The following is a 16317-nucleotide window of genomic DNA, read 5'->3' as shown; positions in this document are numbered from 1 at the left end:
AACCAATGATGAAAATCCTGACCGTAGGAGCTGTGTGTATAGCTTCATTGTATAATTCACAGAACTATCCAGTAAATACAATTCCTGAAAATTTAAAAAAGAACGCAAGTGTCGTCATAAGAAAAGAAAGTACAGTTGTTGAGATTAATAAAATAGATGATATTGTTTATAAAAAATCATCGACGATTACCGTCTTAAACAAAGATGCTATTAATTATTCTATACCTAAAATTATGTATGAAAAGGGGGATAGTGTATCTGATGTAAAGGTTATTTTATATGATGAAAAAGGAAATAAAATAAAAAATTATTCAAAAAGTGACTTTGTAGATATAGCAGCAAATCCCCAAGGAACTTTTTATTCAGACAGTCGAATGTTGATTCTTCCACTTACCTCTCCACAATTTCCATATACCGTGGAATTTAGTTATCAGCTAAGAGATGAAAATACAGTTTTTATTCCGGACTATATACCGTTTTACGAGTATAATGTATCTCTGGAAGAAAGTGACTATAGTATTATAAATAAATCAGGAATTAATCTTCGTTCAAAAATTTATGAATCATTATTTAATTATGCTTCCGTAAATGTAAAGGCTGAAGGCACTAATAATAAAGACTATACCTACCGGAATATTCCAGCTATGAACAATGAGGAGTCAGTGCCAAATCCACAACGTATACTACCTAAAGTAAGTTTTTCACTGGACAAATTTAACCTAGAGGGAAAACAGGGAAGTATCTCATCTTGGAAAGATTTCGGGATATGGTATTATCAGAATTTACTTACTCCTGTATCAGTTTCCACTCCGCAGATTAAGACCGAGATAGCTTCCTTGAATTTATCTGGAACTACAGAAGAGAAGGTGAAAAAAGTATATCAATACATGCAAAATAAGACCAGATATATTTTTGTTGCTTTAGGAATTGGTGGTTGGCAGCCAATGCTTCCTGATGAGGTTCAAAGAAAAGGATATGGAGATTGTAAAGGTCTTACCAATTATATGAAAACACTTTTAGATGAAGCTGGAATTAAATCATATTATTCTATAATTAATTCAAATTCCTCACCAATTAGCTTTGATAAAGATTTTCCAAAAATGGCAGGGAATCATGTCATTTTAGTTATTCCGACTGAAAAAGGGAATATCTGGTTAGAAAATACGTCACAGCAAATGGCTTTTAATCATTTGAGTTTTAGTACAACTGATAGAAATGCACTTACTGTAAAACCGGATGGAATTGAAATTATGCAAACTCCTAGCTATCCTGCGGAAGAGAATAAGGAAAAGCAGATTTTAAATATCCAATTGAATACAGACAAAACAATTACAGGAACAGGAAAGTTTTCTTATAAAGGAACTCAATATGATTTTAATTTAATATACATGTTACTTTCTGAGAAAGAGAAAATAGAGGCAATGAAGAAAAGATTTTCCACATTGGATTTTGAAAATGTAGAGATGAAAGATTATCATAATGACAGAAGTTTGGCTATGATAGATTTTGATATGAACTTTAAAGCTACAAATTACCTAAAACCTGTTGGAAATAGTTATATTTTCAGAGCTGTACCTATCTTTAAAGATGGTTATTTTTATGAAGATCTTGATAGACAATTACCATTTGAAAATAAATTTTCTTATCAAGATGAGTATGAAATTATATATGAACTGCCATTAAATTTTCATATTGAAGAGATACCACAAAATGGTAGTGTAACATCTGAATTCGGCAGTTACAAAATTTCTTTTGAAAAACAAGATAATAAGTTAGTTGTAAAAAGATTTATCCAAATAAATAAGGGAATTTATTCTAAACAAAAATATAGTGATTATATAAGCTTTAGAAAGAAAATACTTAATGCTGATAATTCAAAAATCTTAATGTCTAAAAAATCTTAAGCTTAACAACTATTCAATTTAAAATTATGAAATCGATTAATAAACTAAGTTTACTTCTTGTTTTTTTTGTAAATATATATTTTTCACAGAATCATGCATTTCTCTCATATCCTAAATTTGATGAATCTGATTTAAAGAAATCAAATTCATCAATAGAGAAAAATGCTCCAGCTGAAATACTTTATAATAGCATTAGTTATAAAATATCAGATAATCTTAAAATTGAAAAGAGGTATTTTTCTAAAATAAAAATTTATGATAAAAAGAATTCAGAAGAATGGCTAAACATTGAAATTCCAATAACAAAGGAGGAAGATCTTTCTGATTTTGAAGTGAATATTTACAACTATTCAAATAATAAAGTTGAAAAAACAACAATAAACAAAAAAGATCAATTAAAAGAAAATCTTGTTAAAGGGCTAAAAATTTACAAATTAGCTATTCCCAATGTTCTTGATGGATCTGTTATCGAATATCACTATAAATTACAAACAAATAATGGAACTAATTTAACATATTATCTGCAATATAATATTCCTGTAGTTTATGAAGAATATAATCTTGAATATCCAGATTCTATGACGTATTTATTTAATAATACAGGTATTTATATAAAACCTGTTCACGAAGTTTCTGTCATGGAAGATCATCTTGGAGTAGCATATAAAGTTTATAGGTATGGATATAAAGAGATGAAATCAACCCAAAGTGAACTTTTTCTAAAGGATAGTGGAAGATATAGAGCTAAGATTAAACCTGAATTAAAAAAATATTCAACAAAATATTTTACATATGATTCTGCTGAAAATTGGGATAAGGTAGCAAATAGGCTTTATAATAATGATGATTTTGGGGGATTTTTAAAAGGTAATAGCAAGGATATCATACCTGAAAATATTAAAACATTTTACGACCCACTTGAAAGAGCTAATAAAATTTTTGAATTTGTTAAGACTAATTATAAGTGGAATAAAGAATATGGATTTATTGCAAGTCAAAATTTAAGACAGGTTGTAAAAACTAAATCTGGAAACGCAGCAGATATTAATTTATTATTAATTGCACTTTTTAGAAATGCTGGATTAGATGCCAACCCCTTATTAATTTCTACAATTGATAACGGAATTTTAAACATTCTTTCCCCAAACCTTAATGATATAAATTTTGTATTAGCATCAGTTAAAATAAATGAACAAACTTATTTTTATGATGCTACATCATTCAATTCAAAGGTTAATATTTTACCCGAAAGAGATTGGAATGATTTCGGAGTACTATTGGAGAGAGATAAAGGAACTCATTTATCATTTTCTAATACAAATATTAGTAAAAAGAATTTAATAATTAAAGCTAATATAGATACAGAACATTCTGAAATTAATGGAACTTTTTCAAAAAAAGAAAGTGGCTTATATGCTATAAAATCTTATGATGAGTATGACATTAATAAAGATAAATATAATCAATCTTTTAAAACCGAGCTTGGGATGAGTTTAAGAGATGTAGAATCAAAATTATATGATAATGGTGATTTTGAATCTCAAATGAAGTTTACAAGCAACTCTTCAATGGATATTGTTGGAAATAAAATTATATTAAATCCTCTTTTATTTCTTAACACAGGAAATGAATTATTTGATCAAAAAGAGGAAAGGAAAAATCAGATAGACTTTATTTCAGCCTTTACTAGAGAAAAGAGAGTAGAAATAAATATCCCGGATGGATATAAAGTTTCTGATATCCCAAAACCACGAAAAATTACAACAGATGATAAAGAAATCTCTTACTTGTATAACATGGAGGTGCTTAATAATAAACTTATAGTAACATCTAAAGTTGATGTTTTAAGTCAAAATTATCCCAAAGAATATTATCCGTTTTTTAAACAAGTGTGGAAAATTATTTCTGAAAGTGAAAGTCAGGTAATAAGTCTAATTAAAAATTGATAACATAAAAGACTTCAGAAATGAAGTCTTTTTTTGTGCGTGAAATTTAATTTTAACATTTATTAAGATTTCGTTACTTTTGCTAAATTTTTGTAACCAATGATGAAAATCCTGACCGTAGGAGCTGTGTGTATAGCTTCTGTTTACTACTCTCAGAATTACCCTGTGTCGGCAATTCCTGAAAATCTGAAGAAAGATGCTAATGTTGTTATTCGAAAAGATTATACAACTGTTCAAATTGAGAAAATTGATGAGATCAAATATCAGATCAATACTGTGACTACTGTTTTAAATAAAGATGGTGATTCTAAAGCACAAGCTTATATTCCTTATGAAAAAGGAGATCACATTTCAGATGTTAAAGTAATCGTTTATGATGAGTCGGGTAAAAAAGTAAAAACATATTCAAAATCAGATTTTGGAGATTTTGCAAATAATTCCCAGGGAGTATTTTATTCTGATAGTCGATATTTAGCATTACCCTATACTCCAACACAATATCCGTATACTATTGAATTTTCTTATCAGATAACGAATGAAAATACCATTTTCATTCCTGACTTCGTTCCATTTACCAATACCAATACTTCAGTAGAAGACAGTCAGTTTAAAATAATAAATAATTCAGGTATTGAACTTCGTACAAAAACATATCCATCTCCATATAATTATGCATCTGTTACAGAGAGTGGGAGTGGAACAGGGAAAATGTATTCTTATATGAATGTTCCCGCTATCGATGATGCTTTTATGCTTCCCAAACCAATCAAAATATTACCTAAAGTGAGCTTTTCATTAGCAAAATTCAATCTTGAGGGAAAACAAGGGAGTCTAAGTAACTGGAAAGATTTTGGTATATGGTATTATCAGAATTTAATAACTCCTGTTTCAGTTTCCACACCACAAATTAAAGCTGAAATTGCATCATTAAATTTATCAGGAACCACAGAAGAAAAAGTAAAAAAGATATATCAGTATATGCAGAGTAAGACTAGATATATTTTTGTGGGACTAGGAATTGGAGGATGGCTGCCTATGATGCCAGATGAGGTGCAGAGAAAAGGATATGGTGATTGCAAGGGGCTTACAAATTATATGAAAACGCTTTTGGATGTAGCCGGAATACCTTCCTATTATTCAGTAATTAACTCAAGTTCTTCACAAGTATCTTTTGACCCTGATTTTCCTACCATGGGAGGAAATCATGCTATTCTTATGGTTCCAACGGATAAAGGGAATATTTGGTTAGAGAATACTTCTCAACAGATGGCTTTTAATCATTTAAGTTATAATACAACAGATCGTAATGTGCTTTCCATTAAAAAAGAGGGAATAGAACTTATAAATACTCCTGTTTATTCAGCTGAAAAAAATAAGGAAAAGCAAACGTTAAAGATTATACTTAACGAAGATAATAGTATTACCGGATTAGGGCAGTTTGCCTTTACGGGTAATCAATACGATTATGCTTTGAGGTACGGTTCATTGTCTCCAAAAGAAAAAAATGAGGCTATAAAAAACCAATTGGGTCTTTTACATTTTGAAAAACTTGAAATGAAAGATTTTATTAACGATAGGGAAAATGCAGTGGCACAATACAGTCTTGATTTTAAAGCAAATAATTATTCTAAAAATGCTGGAAATAGTATGGTTTTCAGGGCTGTTCCTATTTTTTCAGACAATAATTATAAAGCTGATGAAAAGAGGGAATTGCCTTTCGAAATAATGCAGTCTTTTGAAGATGATTACCAGATCAGTTTTGAAATTCCTAAAAATTATAAAATAGAAGAAGTTCCAGCCGATATAAAATTACCCTCCGAGTTTGGAACGTATCAACTAAACTTTGTAAAAAACGGAGAAGCACTAACGGTAACAAGAACCATTAGAGTAAACAAAGGAATGTATCCAAAGGAGAAATATAATGACTATATCAAATTCAGAAAAAAAACAGTAAACATGGATAATTCTAAAATTTTAATTACTAAGATATAAACATGAAAAAAATATTATTAATCGCTTTTACATCAATAAATATTATTTTTATTGATGCTCAAAAACAGGAGTTTCTTAATGCACCCAAATTCAACGATGCGGATTTATCGAAACAAAAATCATTACTTGATGAAAATGCACCTGCAGAGATCTTATATAAGTCTTTACACTTTTATATTGATTCGAATAATGGAACTCTTCAGAAAAAAGCTTTTTACAGAGTAAAGATTTATGATAAAGACAAAGCTGAAGATTGGCTAAGTCTTGAAATTCCTCTTTATCAGAATGGTAGTGACCGGGAAACGGTGTCTAAGATTAAAGCTTTTACTTACAATTTAGAGAATGGGAAAGCTTTGGCTATGAAAGTTGATAAGAGCTCAAAATATAAGAGTAAAGAGAATAAATATACAGAGGTAACTAAATTTGCATTTCCCAATGTTAAGAATGGTTCGGTTATAGAATATGAATATGAGGTTACATCTCCATTTACATATGCAATTCCACAAATATTAATTGAATCGGATACTCCTTCATTATACACAGAATATGTATTGGATAGTCCTGCTAATGTATCCTATAATGTAAATTACACAGGTTCTCTAAATCCTAAATACAGACAGGTTGAAGAAAAGATGTTGTACGGTACAAATTACAGAACCTATAGATTTGGATATGAAAATCTTAAAGGTTTTAAGACGGAAAAGTTTATAAAAAACGATAGAAATTACAGAACTAAAATTAGTGCAGAGTTACATTCTACGAATTTTAGAGAGCTGAAACTATACTCTTCATCGTGGGATAAGATCAAAGACAGATTGTATGAAAATGAAGATTTTGGAGATGAACTAAAAAGAACAAAACTGGCCAAAGAAAATATGCCTGCCGGAATTCTAGATTTACATTCAGAGAGTGAAAAAGCTGATGCCATTTTTAAGTATGTTCAAAAGACATTTACGTGGAACAAATATTCTGGGGTAAGAACAGAAGATGGGATAAAAAAATTATTGGAAACAAAAACAGGAAATGCAGCTGAAATTAACCTTTTTTTAGTAATGATGCTTAGAGAGGCTGGATTAAAAGCTGATCCACTATTGATTTCTACAGTAGGTAATGGAATGATCAATCTTGCATCTCCCAATGTTTCGAATTTAAATTTTGTTATTGCAACCGTTAAATTGGGGGATAATTTTCATTTATATGATGCTACTTCAAAGCAGTCTTCTATTGATATGTTGCCTCCAAGAGATTGGAATGGTCTTGGAATTTTACTTTCTAAAGATAAGGTACAGCAAATATCCATGACTAATGCAAAGCCTAGTTTTTCTTATCTTACTGCTGTTGCGAAAATGAATGAAGATGGAGGTATTAGTGGAACCTATTCTGATAAAGATACAGGAAGTTATGCAATGTCTGCAAAAGAAAGTTATGATGATAATATGGAGAAGTATAAAAAGCAGTATAAAGACAACTTTTCCATAGATTTTACCAATATAGACTCTAAAGTGCTTGAAAATGGAGATTTTGAAAGTACAATGAACTTTACATCTGAAAACTTAATTGATAGGATAGGTAAGAAAATGATCATGAATCCAATGCTATTCCTAAATAAAAATTCTAATGAGTTTGATCAGACAGAAGAAAGAAAATATCCGATAGATTTTATTTCAGGATATACAAAAGCTAAGAAAGTGATTTTTGAAATTCCTGAAGGTTATGTGATTGAAGAAATGCCGAAAAATAAAAAAATTGTAACAGATGACAAAGAAATTGAGTATAGTTATATGGCTGAGCAAAAAGGGAATAAGTTAGAAGTAACGTCAACGACAAAGGTTCTTAGTCCGGATTATCCCAAAGAATATTATCCTGCATTTAAACAAATATGGGGGGTTGCTTCAAAAAGCGAGAACCAGGTTATAAGTTTAATTAAAAAATAACTAAAAAGCTTCTAGTATATAGAAGCTTTTTTCTATATTTGACCAAACCAATAAAAAATAATAATATGTTAACTCTTTTACAAACAGATCCTTATGATGGGATGGATTCTGCTGCTGCGGCCGGAATTGGAATCGGAATGATGATTTTCTATTTAATCATATATCTTTTTTATGGATATTGTATGTATAAAATATTCCAGAAAGCAGGACGTGAGGACGCTTGGGCTGCTTTTATTCCGATTTATAATATAATTGTTCTTCTTGGTATTGTTAAAAAACCAACTTGGTGGATTATCTTATTTTTTATACCATTTGTTAACCTATTTGCCTCTTGGATGGTTAATGATGGGCTTGCAAAAGGATTTAGCAAAGAAACACCATTGTATACTATTCTTTTATTCTTCTTAGGTTTTATCTTTATTCCGGTATTGGCTTTTAATGATGATAAATTTGATAGCCAGAAAGTACCAGCTAGTTAAGAAAAAAAATGAAAATAATTATAAAACCATTCATCTTTTGAATGGTTTTTGTATTCATATGAAAAATTTAAAATATGAAAAACATTATTGCTGCTTTAGCGCTATCTTCTTTCTTTGTTTTTTCAGCATGTAAAAAGACAGATCCAAAAGATGCCGGGCAAACCCAAACGGAGACACAAGAGCCTCAAAAATTTATTGTAGACTCTGTGAAAGTAAATGATTCCACGAAGATCAGTGATTCTCTCTCTGTTCAATATTCTTCTAAATTCCTTGTTTTTCCAACAATTAAGGATAAAAAGCTTTTAGACAGTATTTATTTTGGTAACAAAGGCATTAATGATTTTTCAAAAGAGGGGCTTCAGAACCTTTTGCAAAAAGAAAAAAATGAATATTTTGCTTCTATAAAAAAGGATAGTAAAGATTTAGCATCTCTACCTTTCAACCAGGATTGGAATTCAGATTTTACGATGACTTTGAAATCCAACAATAATGATTTTATGCATATCGAATATTTGTCGAGCTCTTATGAAGGTGGGGCACATGGTAATTATAATTATGCTGAAAGAGTTTTTGACCTAAAGAATAATAAAAAAGTTGAGCTTAAGGATATTACCTCAATGCCTAAAAATAAAATGGAAGGTATTTTAATGAAGAATATCAATAAACTTAACAGTGGAACTACAGACGCTGATGGAGAAGTGAAAAATTCAGATATGCTTTTAGTTGAAGTGATCCCGGCATCTGATAACTTCTATTTTGATGATAAAAATTTATATTTCCACTACAGCCCATATGAAATTGCAGCTTATGCAGCGGGAGATATCGTTATTCCTGTCTCATGGGAGGATTTAAAAGGAACTTTAAATCCAATATTTAAAGAAAGAATGAAAATTAAATAAGAATAATGCTTCCAAATCAGGAAGCATTTTTTATTTTTGCTCCAATGGAAAAAGTAGCTTTTATCATCAACCCGTTTTCTGCAAAAAAAAATTATCAGCCATTTCTTAATGAACTGAAGAAAAAGGTTGAAAATCCTCTTTATTATATCTCTGAATCCATTCAGGGGACTGATGATTTTATTCAGCAATATTTCAATGAAATAGATATTTTTGTTGCGATAGGAGGTGATGGAACTATTTCTACTGTAGCTAGGCAGCTAATCAATACAGATAAAATTTTGGCAATTTTCCCTGCAGGTTCAGGGAATGGTTTTTCCAACGAAACCCAGTTTAGCAAGAATTTGGATGAGCTGTTGGAAAAGATAAAAACCAAGAAATCTAGGAAAATTGATACTTTCACAGTAAATGATAAACTTTCCATTAATGTATCAGGGACAGGGTTTGATGGAAAAGTGGTGAAAGAATTTGAAAAAACAGATCGTGGTTTCAAAAATTATATTAAGGTTTCACTTAAAACATTCTTTAATTATAAACCGATTAAAGTGAAGTTTACGGATGAAAAATATCAAGAGTATAATGGCAGATATTTAATGTTGAATATTGCAAATACCCGACAGTTTGGTAATAACGCATATATTGCTCCGAATGCGAGTAAAAGTGATGGGTTAGTTGATATGGTTTTGGTTAAAAAGTTTCCATTAACTTATTCCGCATTATTTGCTTACAGGATGTTTACCAAAAAATTGAAAGATGATGATTATGTGACTTATCTTCCGGTTTCAGAAATTGAATTTAAGGTCAATACCAAAAACTGGCATTTGGATGGTGAATTCAACAAGATAAAGTCTCCCATTCATGTTAAAGTTCTTCCTGCCAGCCTCACCATTCTGATTTAAAATCCCCCAATTCAAATAAGAAAAAATTCTTTTGATAACTTTGAATGCTTTATACTAAACTTCTAGTTTTTTTTCCATCTCTTGTGGATGATTTAAAGAATATTTCAGCTGATCTTTGTCTAATTGCTTTTCCCAGTTGGCTACGACTACGGTAGCAACTGAATTACCAATAACATTGGTTAGAGCTCTACATTCGCTCATAAATTTATCAATTCCAAGGATCAGGGTCATTCCTGCGATCGGAATTTCAGGAACAACAGCTAATGTTGCAGCCAAAGTAACAAAACCTGCTCCAGTAACTCCAGCAGCACCTTTAGAGCTTAACATAGCAACAAGTAATAGCATTAATTGTTTCTCAAGGGGTAAATGAATATTGAGTGCCTGTGCGATAAATAATGAAGCCAGGGTCATATAGATATTTGTGCCATCAAGGTTGAAAGAATAGCCTGTAGGTACTACCAATCCTACAATTGCTTTTGAGCAACCTGCCTTCTCGAGTTTTTCCATAATTCCCGGAAGGGCAGATTCTGAAGAGCTGGTCCCTAATACCAAAAGGAGCTCTTCTTTAAGATAATACATTAGTTTAAAAATGCTAAAACCATTGTACCACGCCACTGCACCCAATACCAGGACAACAAATAAAATTGAAGTGATATAGAATGTACCCACTAAAAATATGAGATTTAAAACAGAGTGAAGTCCGTATTTTCCAATCGTAAAAGCCATTGCCCCAAAAGCTCCGATAGGGGCTAGCTTCATAAGCATATGAACTATTTTGAAAATAGGAGTTGAAAGATCTTGTAGGAAATTTGTTATTTTCTGGCTTTTCTCTTTTGTAAGAACAAGAGCTACTCCCATTAAAATGGCAACAAGCAGAACCTGAAGAATATTCTCACCAACCAATGGACTGAACAATGTTTCAGGAATAATATTCATCATAAACCCGGTAAGTGTAGTGTCGTGGGCTTTCTGCTGATATTGTGAAACATCTCCCGAAAGAGTGGCGGGGTCGATATTTAAACCAGAACCAGGTTGTAAAATGTTTCCAACGATAAGACCGATGATCAAGGCTAAAGTTGAAAATGTAAAAAAATAGATCATTGCTTTTACAGCAATTCTACCAACTTTTTTAAGATCAGTCATATGAGCAATTCCCAATGTCAGAGTAATAAAGATCACTGGGGCAATAATCATTTTTACAAGTTTAATAAAACCATCACCTAATGGTTTCATTTTTTCTCCTAATTCAGGATAAAACCTGCCTAAAAGTATACCTGCAATGATGGCTATAATTACTTGGAAATAAAGCTGCTGATAAAATTGTTTTGCTTTCAATGGAGATGTATTACATTATTAAAGGATGAAAAATAAGAAAAAAATGTTACGATTTGTGATAGATATCATAAAAAATACTCTTTTTTCCTTAATCCATCCTTTTGTATTTTTGTTGAAGGTGCTTATTAATAAATAGAAAAATTATTCTGTGGCAACAGAATCGTCTCCACGTCCATCTGCAACAGCGTGAATATTTCCATTGTTATCAATGACGATCATTTCTGTCTTTCCTATCTGTTTTATTTTTTCGATAACATAGTTTTTTGCTTTCAAATCATTAATGGTAGACTCTGGAAAATCATTTTCTACCGTTACGGTCTCTGGAAGCCACTGATGGTGAAATTTAGGAGCATTTACAGAGATATTAGCATTTAATTTAAAATCCACCACATCCACAATAGACTGATAAACTGATGTAGCGATCGTTGTTCCACCAGGTGTTCCAACTACCATAAAAGGTTTTCCGTTTTTTAATAAAATGGTTGGTGTCATTGAAGAAAGCATTCTTTTATTTGGCTGAATAGAATTCGCTTCACCACCTACAGCTCCAAACATATTTGGAACACCAGGTTTAATTGAGAAATCATCCATCTCGTTATTTAGAAAGAATCCTGCACCAGAAACAAAAACCTTACTTCCATAATATCCATTAAGGGTTGTAGTAACGGATGCTGCATTTCCATCTTTGTCAATGACTGAAATATGAGTGGTTTCTGTAGATTCTTTAGGTTGTTTAATGATCTTTCCTACTTCAGAACTTGGAGTTGCCTTTGAGAAACTAAAGCTTTTCCACCTGTTTCTTAGGTAGCCATCAGAAATCAGATAGTTTGTTTTATCAGCTATAAAATCAGGATCACCCATATATTCTGCTCTGTCTGCATAAGCCCGTCTTTCAGCTTCCACCATGATCTGTACCGCAGGCGTAGAGTTAAGCTGATATTTTTCCAGATTTTCATAACTGGCCATTCTAAGCATTTGAGCTAGAAGAATCCCCCCACTTGATGGCAGCGGCATAGAAACGACATTGTTTCCCTTATAGTCGAACTCCAAGGCTTTTCTTTCTGCTACTTTATAATTTTTTAAATCTTCAGAAGTAATTATACCATTTCCTTTTTTCATCTCGGAAACAATTAGGTCAGCTGTTTTTCCTTCATAAAAACCTTTGGCTCCCAATTTTTGGATGAGTTTTAAAGTTTCTGCAAGCTCTTTCTGAACCAGTAAATCCCCAGCTTTCCATGGGGTGTTTTTTACAAAAATAAAGGTTGATTTATTATTTTTTTTAAAACTTTCTTGATGAGTGTTCAGCATATCTGCTTCTTTTTCTGTAATAGCAAATCCTTTTTCTGCTAGATCAATAGCTGGCTGGATAATTTTATCCATAGGAAGTTTACAGTATTTTAAAGTAGCAAAAAATCCTGCAATGCTTCCGGGAATACCTACTGCTAATCTGCCGTTTTGAGAAAGATCTGTATTCGCCTTTCCTGTTTTGTCGATATACATGTCCTTTGATGCATTTTTAGGAGCTGTTTCACGATAATCTATAGTGAATTTTTCACCATTATTTTTTACACCTACTAAAAAACCACCACCACCGATATTTCCGGCTTGAGGGTATACAACGGCTAGCGCATATTGTGTGGCGACAATAGCATCATAAGCATTTCCACCCAGCTTCATCACTTTTGCGCCCGCTTCACTGGCTAAAGGATGTGCAGAAACCACAACTCCCTTATTTTTTACTTTAACTTCTTTTACGATGTTGAAATCGGTAAACTGACTCCAATAAAAATTTGTACTTAGAATTATTGCTGCGAATAATAACTTCTTCATATCATTTTGTTTTTCCTTGAAGCAAAATTATATATTTTTTAACAAAACTTTCCTTTTCTAACCCATAACTATTAAGTGAAAATAGGGATTTAGTTAAATTTGTTTCATTTGTACAGAAATATGGATAATGTTATATTTTGTTTATTATTTGTTAGGTTTAAATAATTATAATTTAATAAAATTGACTTTTAATTGTGTTTAAATTGTTTTTTAAAGATAATTCATTACTTTTGGAAAAAAAGCAATATGATTAAAAATTACCAAAAAGCTATTTCCTTAGGCTCATTATTTTTAGTTTCCATGTATGCGCAGGCGCAAACAGATTCTACAAAAACAAAAAATATAGAAGAGATCAAAATTACATTAGGATCCCGGAATAAAGCGAGGGTAGCGACAGATACTCCTGTGCCTGTTGATGTTATCAATATTGGCTCACAATCTGTTATGACTCCGCAGATGGATCTTAATCAAATTCTTAATTACGCCGCTCCTTCATTTACATCAAATTCCACGACAGTTGCCGATGGAACTGACCATATAGATCCCGCACAATTAAGAGGGTTAGGACCAGATCAAGTACTGGTTCTATTGAACGGCAAAAGAAGACATACTTCATCTTTAGTTAATGTAAATGGTTCGCCCGGTAGAGGTTCTGTGGGAACAGATCTAAATGCATTACCAGCTTTTGCAATAGAACGTTTGGAAGTATTAAGAGATGGTGCTTCAGCTCAATATGGTTCTGATGCTATTGCGGGTGTTATTAATGTGATCATGAAAAAAAACACCAATGCATTAAGTGCTGCGATTACGGCTGGAGGTTTTAATAGTAATGGCTCAAATGATCATACTGGAGGTTGGGATGGAGGTAAATATCAGGTAGACCTTAATTATGGTACTGGACTAGGGAAAAATGGATTCATCAACTTCACGGCAAGTTTAATGAAAAGAGACGAGACGAGAAGAGCTAATACGGCAACAGGTAATATTTTTAATGCATATAATGCTATTGAACGAAGAGCATCAGAAAATGGAGTTAATATTTCTTCTCTTTTTGGTAATATAGGAAATACACCTAATCAGCAACAAATCGTTGATTACATTCATCAATACGCCCAGGCGTGAGCTATTTTAATCCTTCTTTTCAGTCACAGATTCAAAACACAAATGATATTGCTGGGTTGCAGGATCTTTTGCGTACAGACTTTACAGAAAATGAATTGACCTACAGAGGGCTGACAAGAAATGATTTTAATATGAGGGTTGGACAGTCCAGGTTGACATCGGGACAATTTTTCATGAACTCTCAATTTGATTTATCTTCCTCTATACAGGGCTACGCTTTTGGTGGAATTTCTTACAGAAGTGGTAACGCTGGTGGATTTTTCCGTAGACCGAATGAGGGCAGGGCTTCTACTTCCATTTATCCCAATGGTTTCTTGCCTGAAATTGCTTCTGATGTAATTGATCTTTCTTTCGCTGCTGGTTTTAAAGGAAAAATAGGAAATATAAATTATGATATAAGCAATACTTTTGGACGTAATACATTTGATTACACCATAAAAAATACAGCTAATGCTTCGATGCCTTATCCAAGTAAAACAGAATTTAATGCCGGAGGCTTAAATTTTTCACAGAATACCATTAATGCAGACTTTGATACAAAAGTTGACTGGCTTCAAGGATTTAATATTGCTTTTGGTGGTGAGGCTAGGTTTGAAAGGTATAAAATTACAAGCGGAGAGCAGGATTCGTGGGCATTATATGATATTAACGGCAATGTTCAAAATGCTTCAACTCCTGACAATTTAAAACCAACTGATTTTTTGGGAGCAGTACGACCAGGAGGAGCACAGGTTTTTCCGGGATTCAGGCCTGCAAATAGTTTAAACAAGGGAAGAAGTTCCATTGCCGGATATCTGGATACTGAACTTGATATTACGGATAAATGGCTTGTGAGTGGTGCAGTAAGGTTTGAAAATTATTCAGATTTTGGGTCTACATTTAATTATAAAATAGCTACACGATATAAGCTTACTGATCAGATTAATGTTAGGGCTGCGCATTCCACTGGATTTCGTGCTCCATCTTTGCAGCAGATTTATTATAATGCAACATCTACACAGTTTGTAGGTGGGACGGCTTTTGAAGTAGGAACCTTTTCTAATGATTCTCAAATAGCAAAGAATCTGGGGATTCCTCAATTAAAACAGGAAGAATCTGTAAGCTATTCTGCAGGTTTTACAGCTAAAATACCTACGGCTAACCTTACGCTTACGGTAGATGGATATTATATTAAAATTAAAAACAGGGTGGTTCTTACCGATCAGTTTTTGAGACCCAATGGAACTTATCCAGGTGGAAGTTTTCTATATGATCTTCAGGTTGAATTTGATAAAGCCAATGCCAATGCAGCAACATTCTTTGCCAATGCTATTGACACCCAAACAAAAGGCTTGGAGGGTGTAGTTTCACATAGAGCTAAATTCTCTCCAAAAGTTTCATTGAACTCTGACTTGGCAGTAACTGTTTCTAAAACAAATAGGGTAGGGAATATTCACGGTTCAGATCTTTTAATCAATGCAGGACAGATCAATCGTTATTATTCTGAAACAAGTCGTATATATATTGAAGAAGCGGTTCCAAGATTTAAGGCTTCACTTAATAATGCCTTGGAAATCAATAGATTTAGCGTTTTTCTAAGAAATGTTTATTTCGGAAAAGTGACTGATCCAAATACGATGGACGTTAATGGGGATGGTAAAATTGGTTATGAAATGATCAATGGGAGTGTTGTTGAGACAGAGCATCCGGTGTGGGGTGCAAAAATAATAACTGATCTTTCAGTAGGATATAAGTTCAATAAAAGTTTTATTTTGACGATTGGTGCAAATAACCTGTTTGATATCTATCCGGATAAAAATTATGGGCCAACAGCTGTTCAAAGGGCTTCTATGAATACTTCGGGAAATATAGAATATAAGCCAGCTACTATTGATCTCTCTAATCAGAATCAGTTTGTGTATTCAAGAAATGTATCACAGTTCGGGATGAACGGCAGGTTTCTTTTTACAAGGCTTAATTTAAATTTTTAAGAAATCTTAT

9 protein-coding genes and 1 pseudogene are annotated in these 16317 nt (G+C 32.2%); 8 read left to right on the top strand and 2 right to left on the bottom strand.

Annotation, left to right across the window (positions count from 1 at the left end):
• The first annotated feature begins 5 nt into the window (after positions 1-5).
• The 7 genes from J7E44_RS21845 to J7E44_RS21815 all read left to right on the top strand — a co-directional run bounded on the left by J7E44_RS21845 (position 6) and on the right by J7E44_RS21815 (position 10050).
• Positions 6-1904 carry a DUF3858 domain-containing protein gene (locus J7E44_RS21845; protein WP_214833726.1) on the top strand — a complete coding sequence of 633 codons (1899 nt, stop codon included), beginning with the start codon at positions 6-8 and terminating at the stop codon, positions 1902-1904.
• 26 nt (positions 1905-1930) lie between these two features.
• Positions 1931-3850, top strand: a complete 1920-nt coding sequence (locus tag J7E44_RS21840; RefSeq protein ID WP_214833723.1) for a transglutaminase family protein — start codon at positions 1931-1933, stop codon at positions 3848-3850.
• Between the two features lie 99 nt (positions 3851-3949).
• A complete protein-coding gene (locus J7E44_RS21835) occupies positions 3950-5842 on the top strand; it encodes a DUF3858 domain-containing protein (RefSeq protein ID WP_214833720.1) in 1893 nt (630 codons plus the stop codon).
• Between the two features lie 2 nt (positions 5843-5844).
• Positions 5845-7776, top strand: a complete 1932-nt coding sequence (locus J7E44_RS21830; protein WP_214833717.1) for a DUF3858 domain-containing protein — start codon at positions 5845-5847, stop codon at positions 7774-7776.
• A gap of 65 nt (positions 7777-7841) precedes the next feature.
• The gene (locus J7E44_RS21825) at positions 7842-8255 is read left to right on the top strand and encodes a DUF5684 domain-containing protein (RefSeq protein WP_214833714.1); all 414 of its coding nucleotides are present in this window, start codon (positions 7842-7844) and stop codon (positions 8253-8255) included.
• A 74-nt stretch (positions 8256-8329) separates the two neighbouring features.
• Complete coding sequence (locus tag J7E44_RS21820) at positions 8330-9154, top strand: DUF3298 and DUF4163 domain-containing protein (protein ID WP_214833711.1); 825 nt, start codon at positions 8330-8332, stop codon at positions 9152-9154.
• Positions 9155-9198: 44 nt separating this feature from the next.
• Positions 9199-10050: a diacylglycerol/lipid kinase family protein gene (locus tag J7E44_RS21815; RefSeq protein ID WP_214834029.1), complete on the top strand. Its 852-nt coding sequence runs from the start codon at positions 9199-9201 to the stop codon at positions 10048-10050.
• A gap of 54 nt (positions 10051-10104) precedes the next feature.
• Here the strand turns inward: J7E44_RS21815 and J7E44_RS21810 are convergent, their stop codons facing one another.
• A complete protein-coding gene (locus J7E44_RS21810; RefSeq protein ID WP_214833708.1) occupies positions 10105-11385 on the bottom strand; it encodes a dicarboxylate/amino acid:cation symporter in 1281 nt (426 codons plus the stop codon).
• Positions 11386-11526: 141 nt separating this feature from the next.
• Positions 11527-13215 (bottom strand): gamma-glutamyltransferase, encoded by a 1689-nt coding sequence (gene ggt / locus J7E44_RS21805; protein WP_214833706.1) that lies wholly within the window; start codon positions 13213-13215, stop codon positions 11527-11529.
• Between the two features lie 246 nt (positions 13216-13461).
• Between ggt and J7E44_RS21800 the strand changes: the two are divergent.
• Positions 13462-16307 (top strand): annotated as a pseudogene (locus J7E44_RS21800) (TonB-dependent receptor plug domain-containing protein).
• Positions 16308-16317 lie beyond the last annotated feature (10 nt).

Origin of the sequence: Chryseobacterium sp. ISL-6, from assembly GCF_018613715.1 — a bacterium.
Lineage (GTDB): Bacteria > Bacteroidota > Bacteroidia > Flavobacteriales > Weeksellaceae > Chryseobacterium > Chryseobacterium paludis.
Note: the sequence above shows the minus strand (reverse complement) of the source record. Positions and strands in the feature narration are given on the sequence as shown.

Excerpts from the sequence above, each read along its gene's own strand:
- J7E44_RS21845 (WP_214833726.1), top strand. The coding sequence starts at position 6 with ATGATGAAAATCCTGACCGTAGGAGCTGTGTGTATAGCTTCATTGTAT.
- J7E44_RS21840 (WP_214833723.1), top strand. The coding sequence starts at position 1,931 with ATGAAATCGATTAATAAACTAAGTTTACTTCTTGTTTTTTTTGTAAAT.
- J7E44_RS21835 (WP_214833720.1), top strand. The coding sequence starts at position 3,950 with ATGATGAAAATCCTGACCGTAGGAGCTGTGTGTATAGCTTCTGTTTAC.
- J7E44_RS21830 (WP_214833717.1), top strand. The coding sequence starts at position 5,845 with ATGAAAAAAATATTATTAATCGCTTTTACATCAATAAATATTATTTTT.
- J7E44_RS21825 (WP_214833714.1), top strand. The coding sequence starts at position 7,842 with ATGTTAACTCTTTTACAAACAGATCCTTATGATGGGATGGATTCTGCT.
- J7E44_RS21820 (WP_214833711.1), top strand. The coding sequence starts at position 8,330 with ATGAAAAACATTATTGCTGCTTTAGCGCTATCTTCTTTCTTTGTTTTT.
- J7E44_RS21815 (WP_214834029.1), top strand. The coding sequence starts at position 9,199 with ATGGAAAAAGTAGCTTTTATCATCAACCCGTTTTCTGCAAAAAAAAAT.
- ggt (WP_214833706.1), bottom strand. The coding sequence starts at position 13,215 with ATGAAGAAGTTATTATTCGCAGCAATAATTCTAAGTACAAATTTTTAT.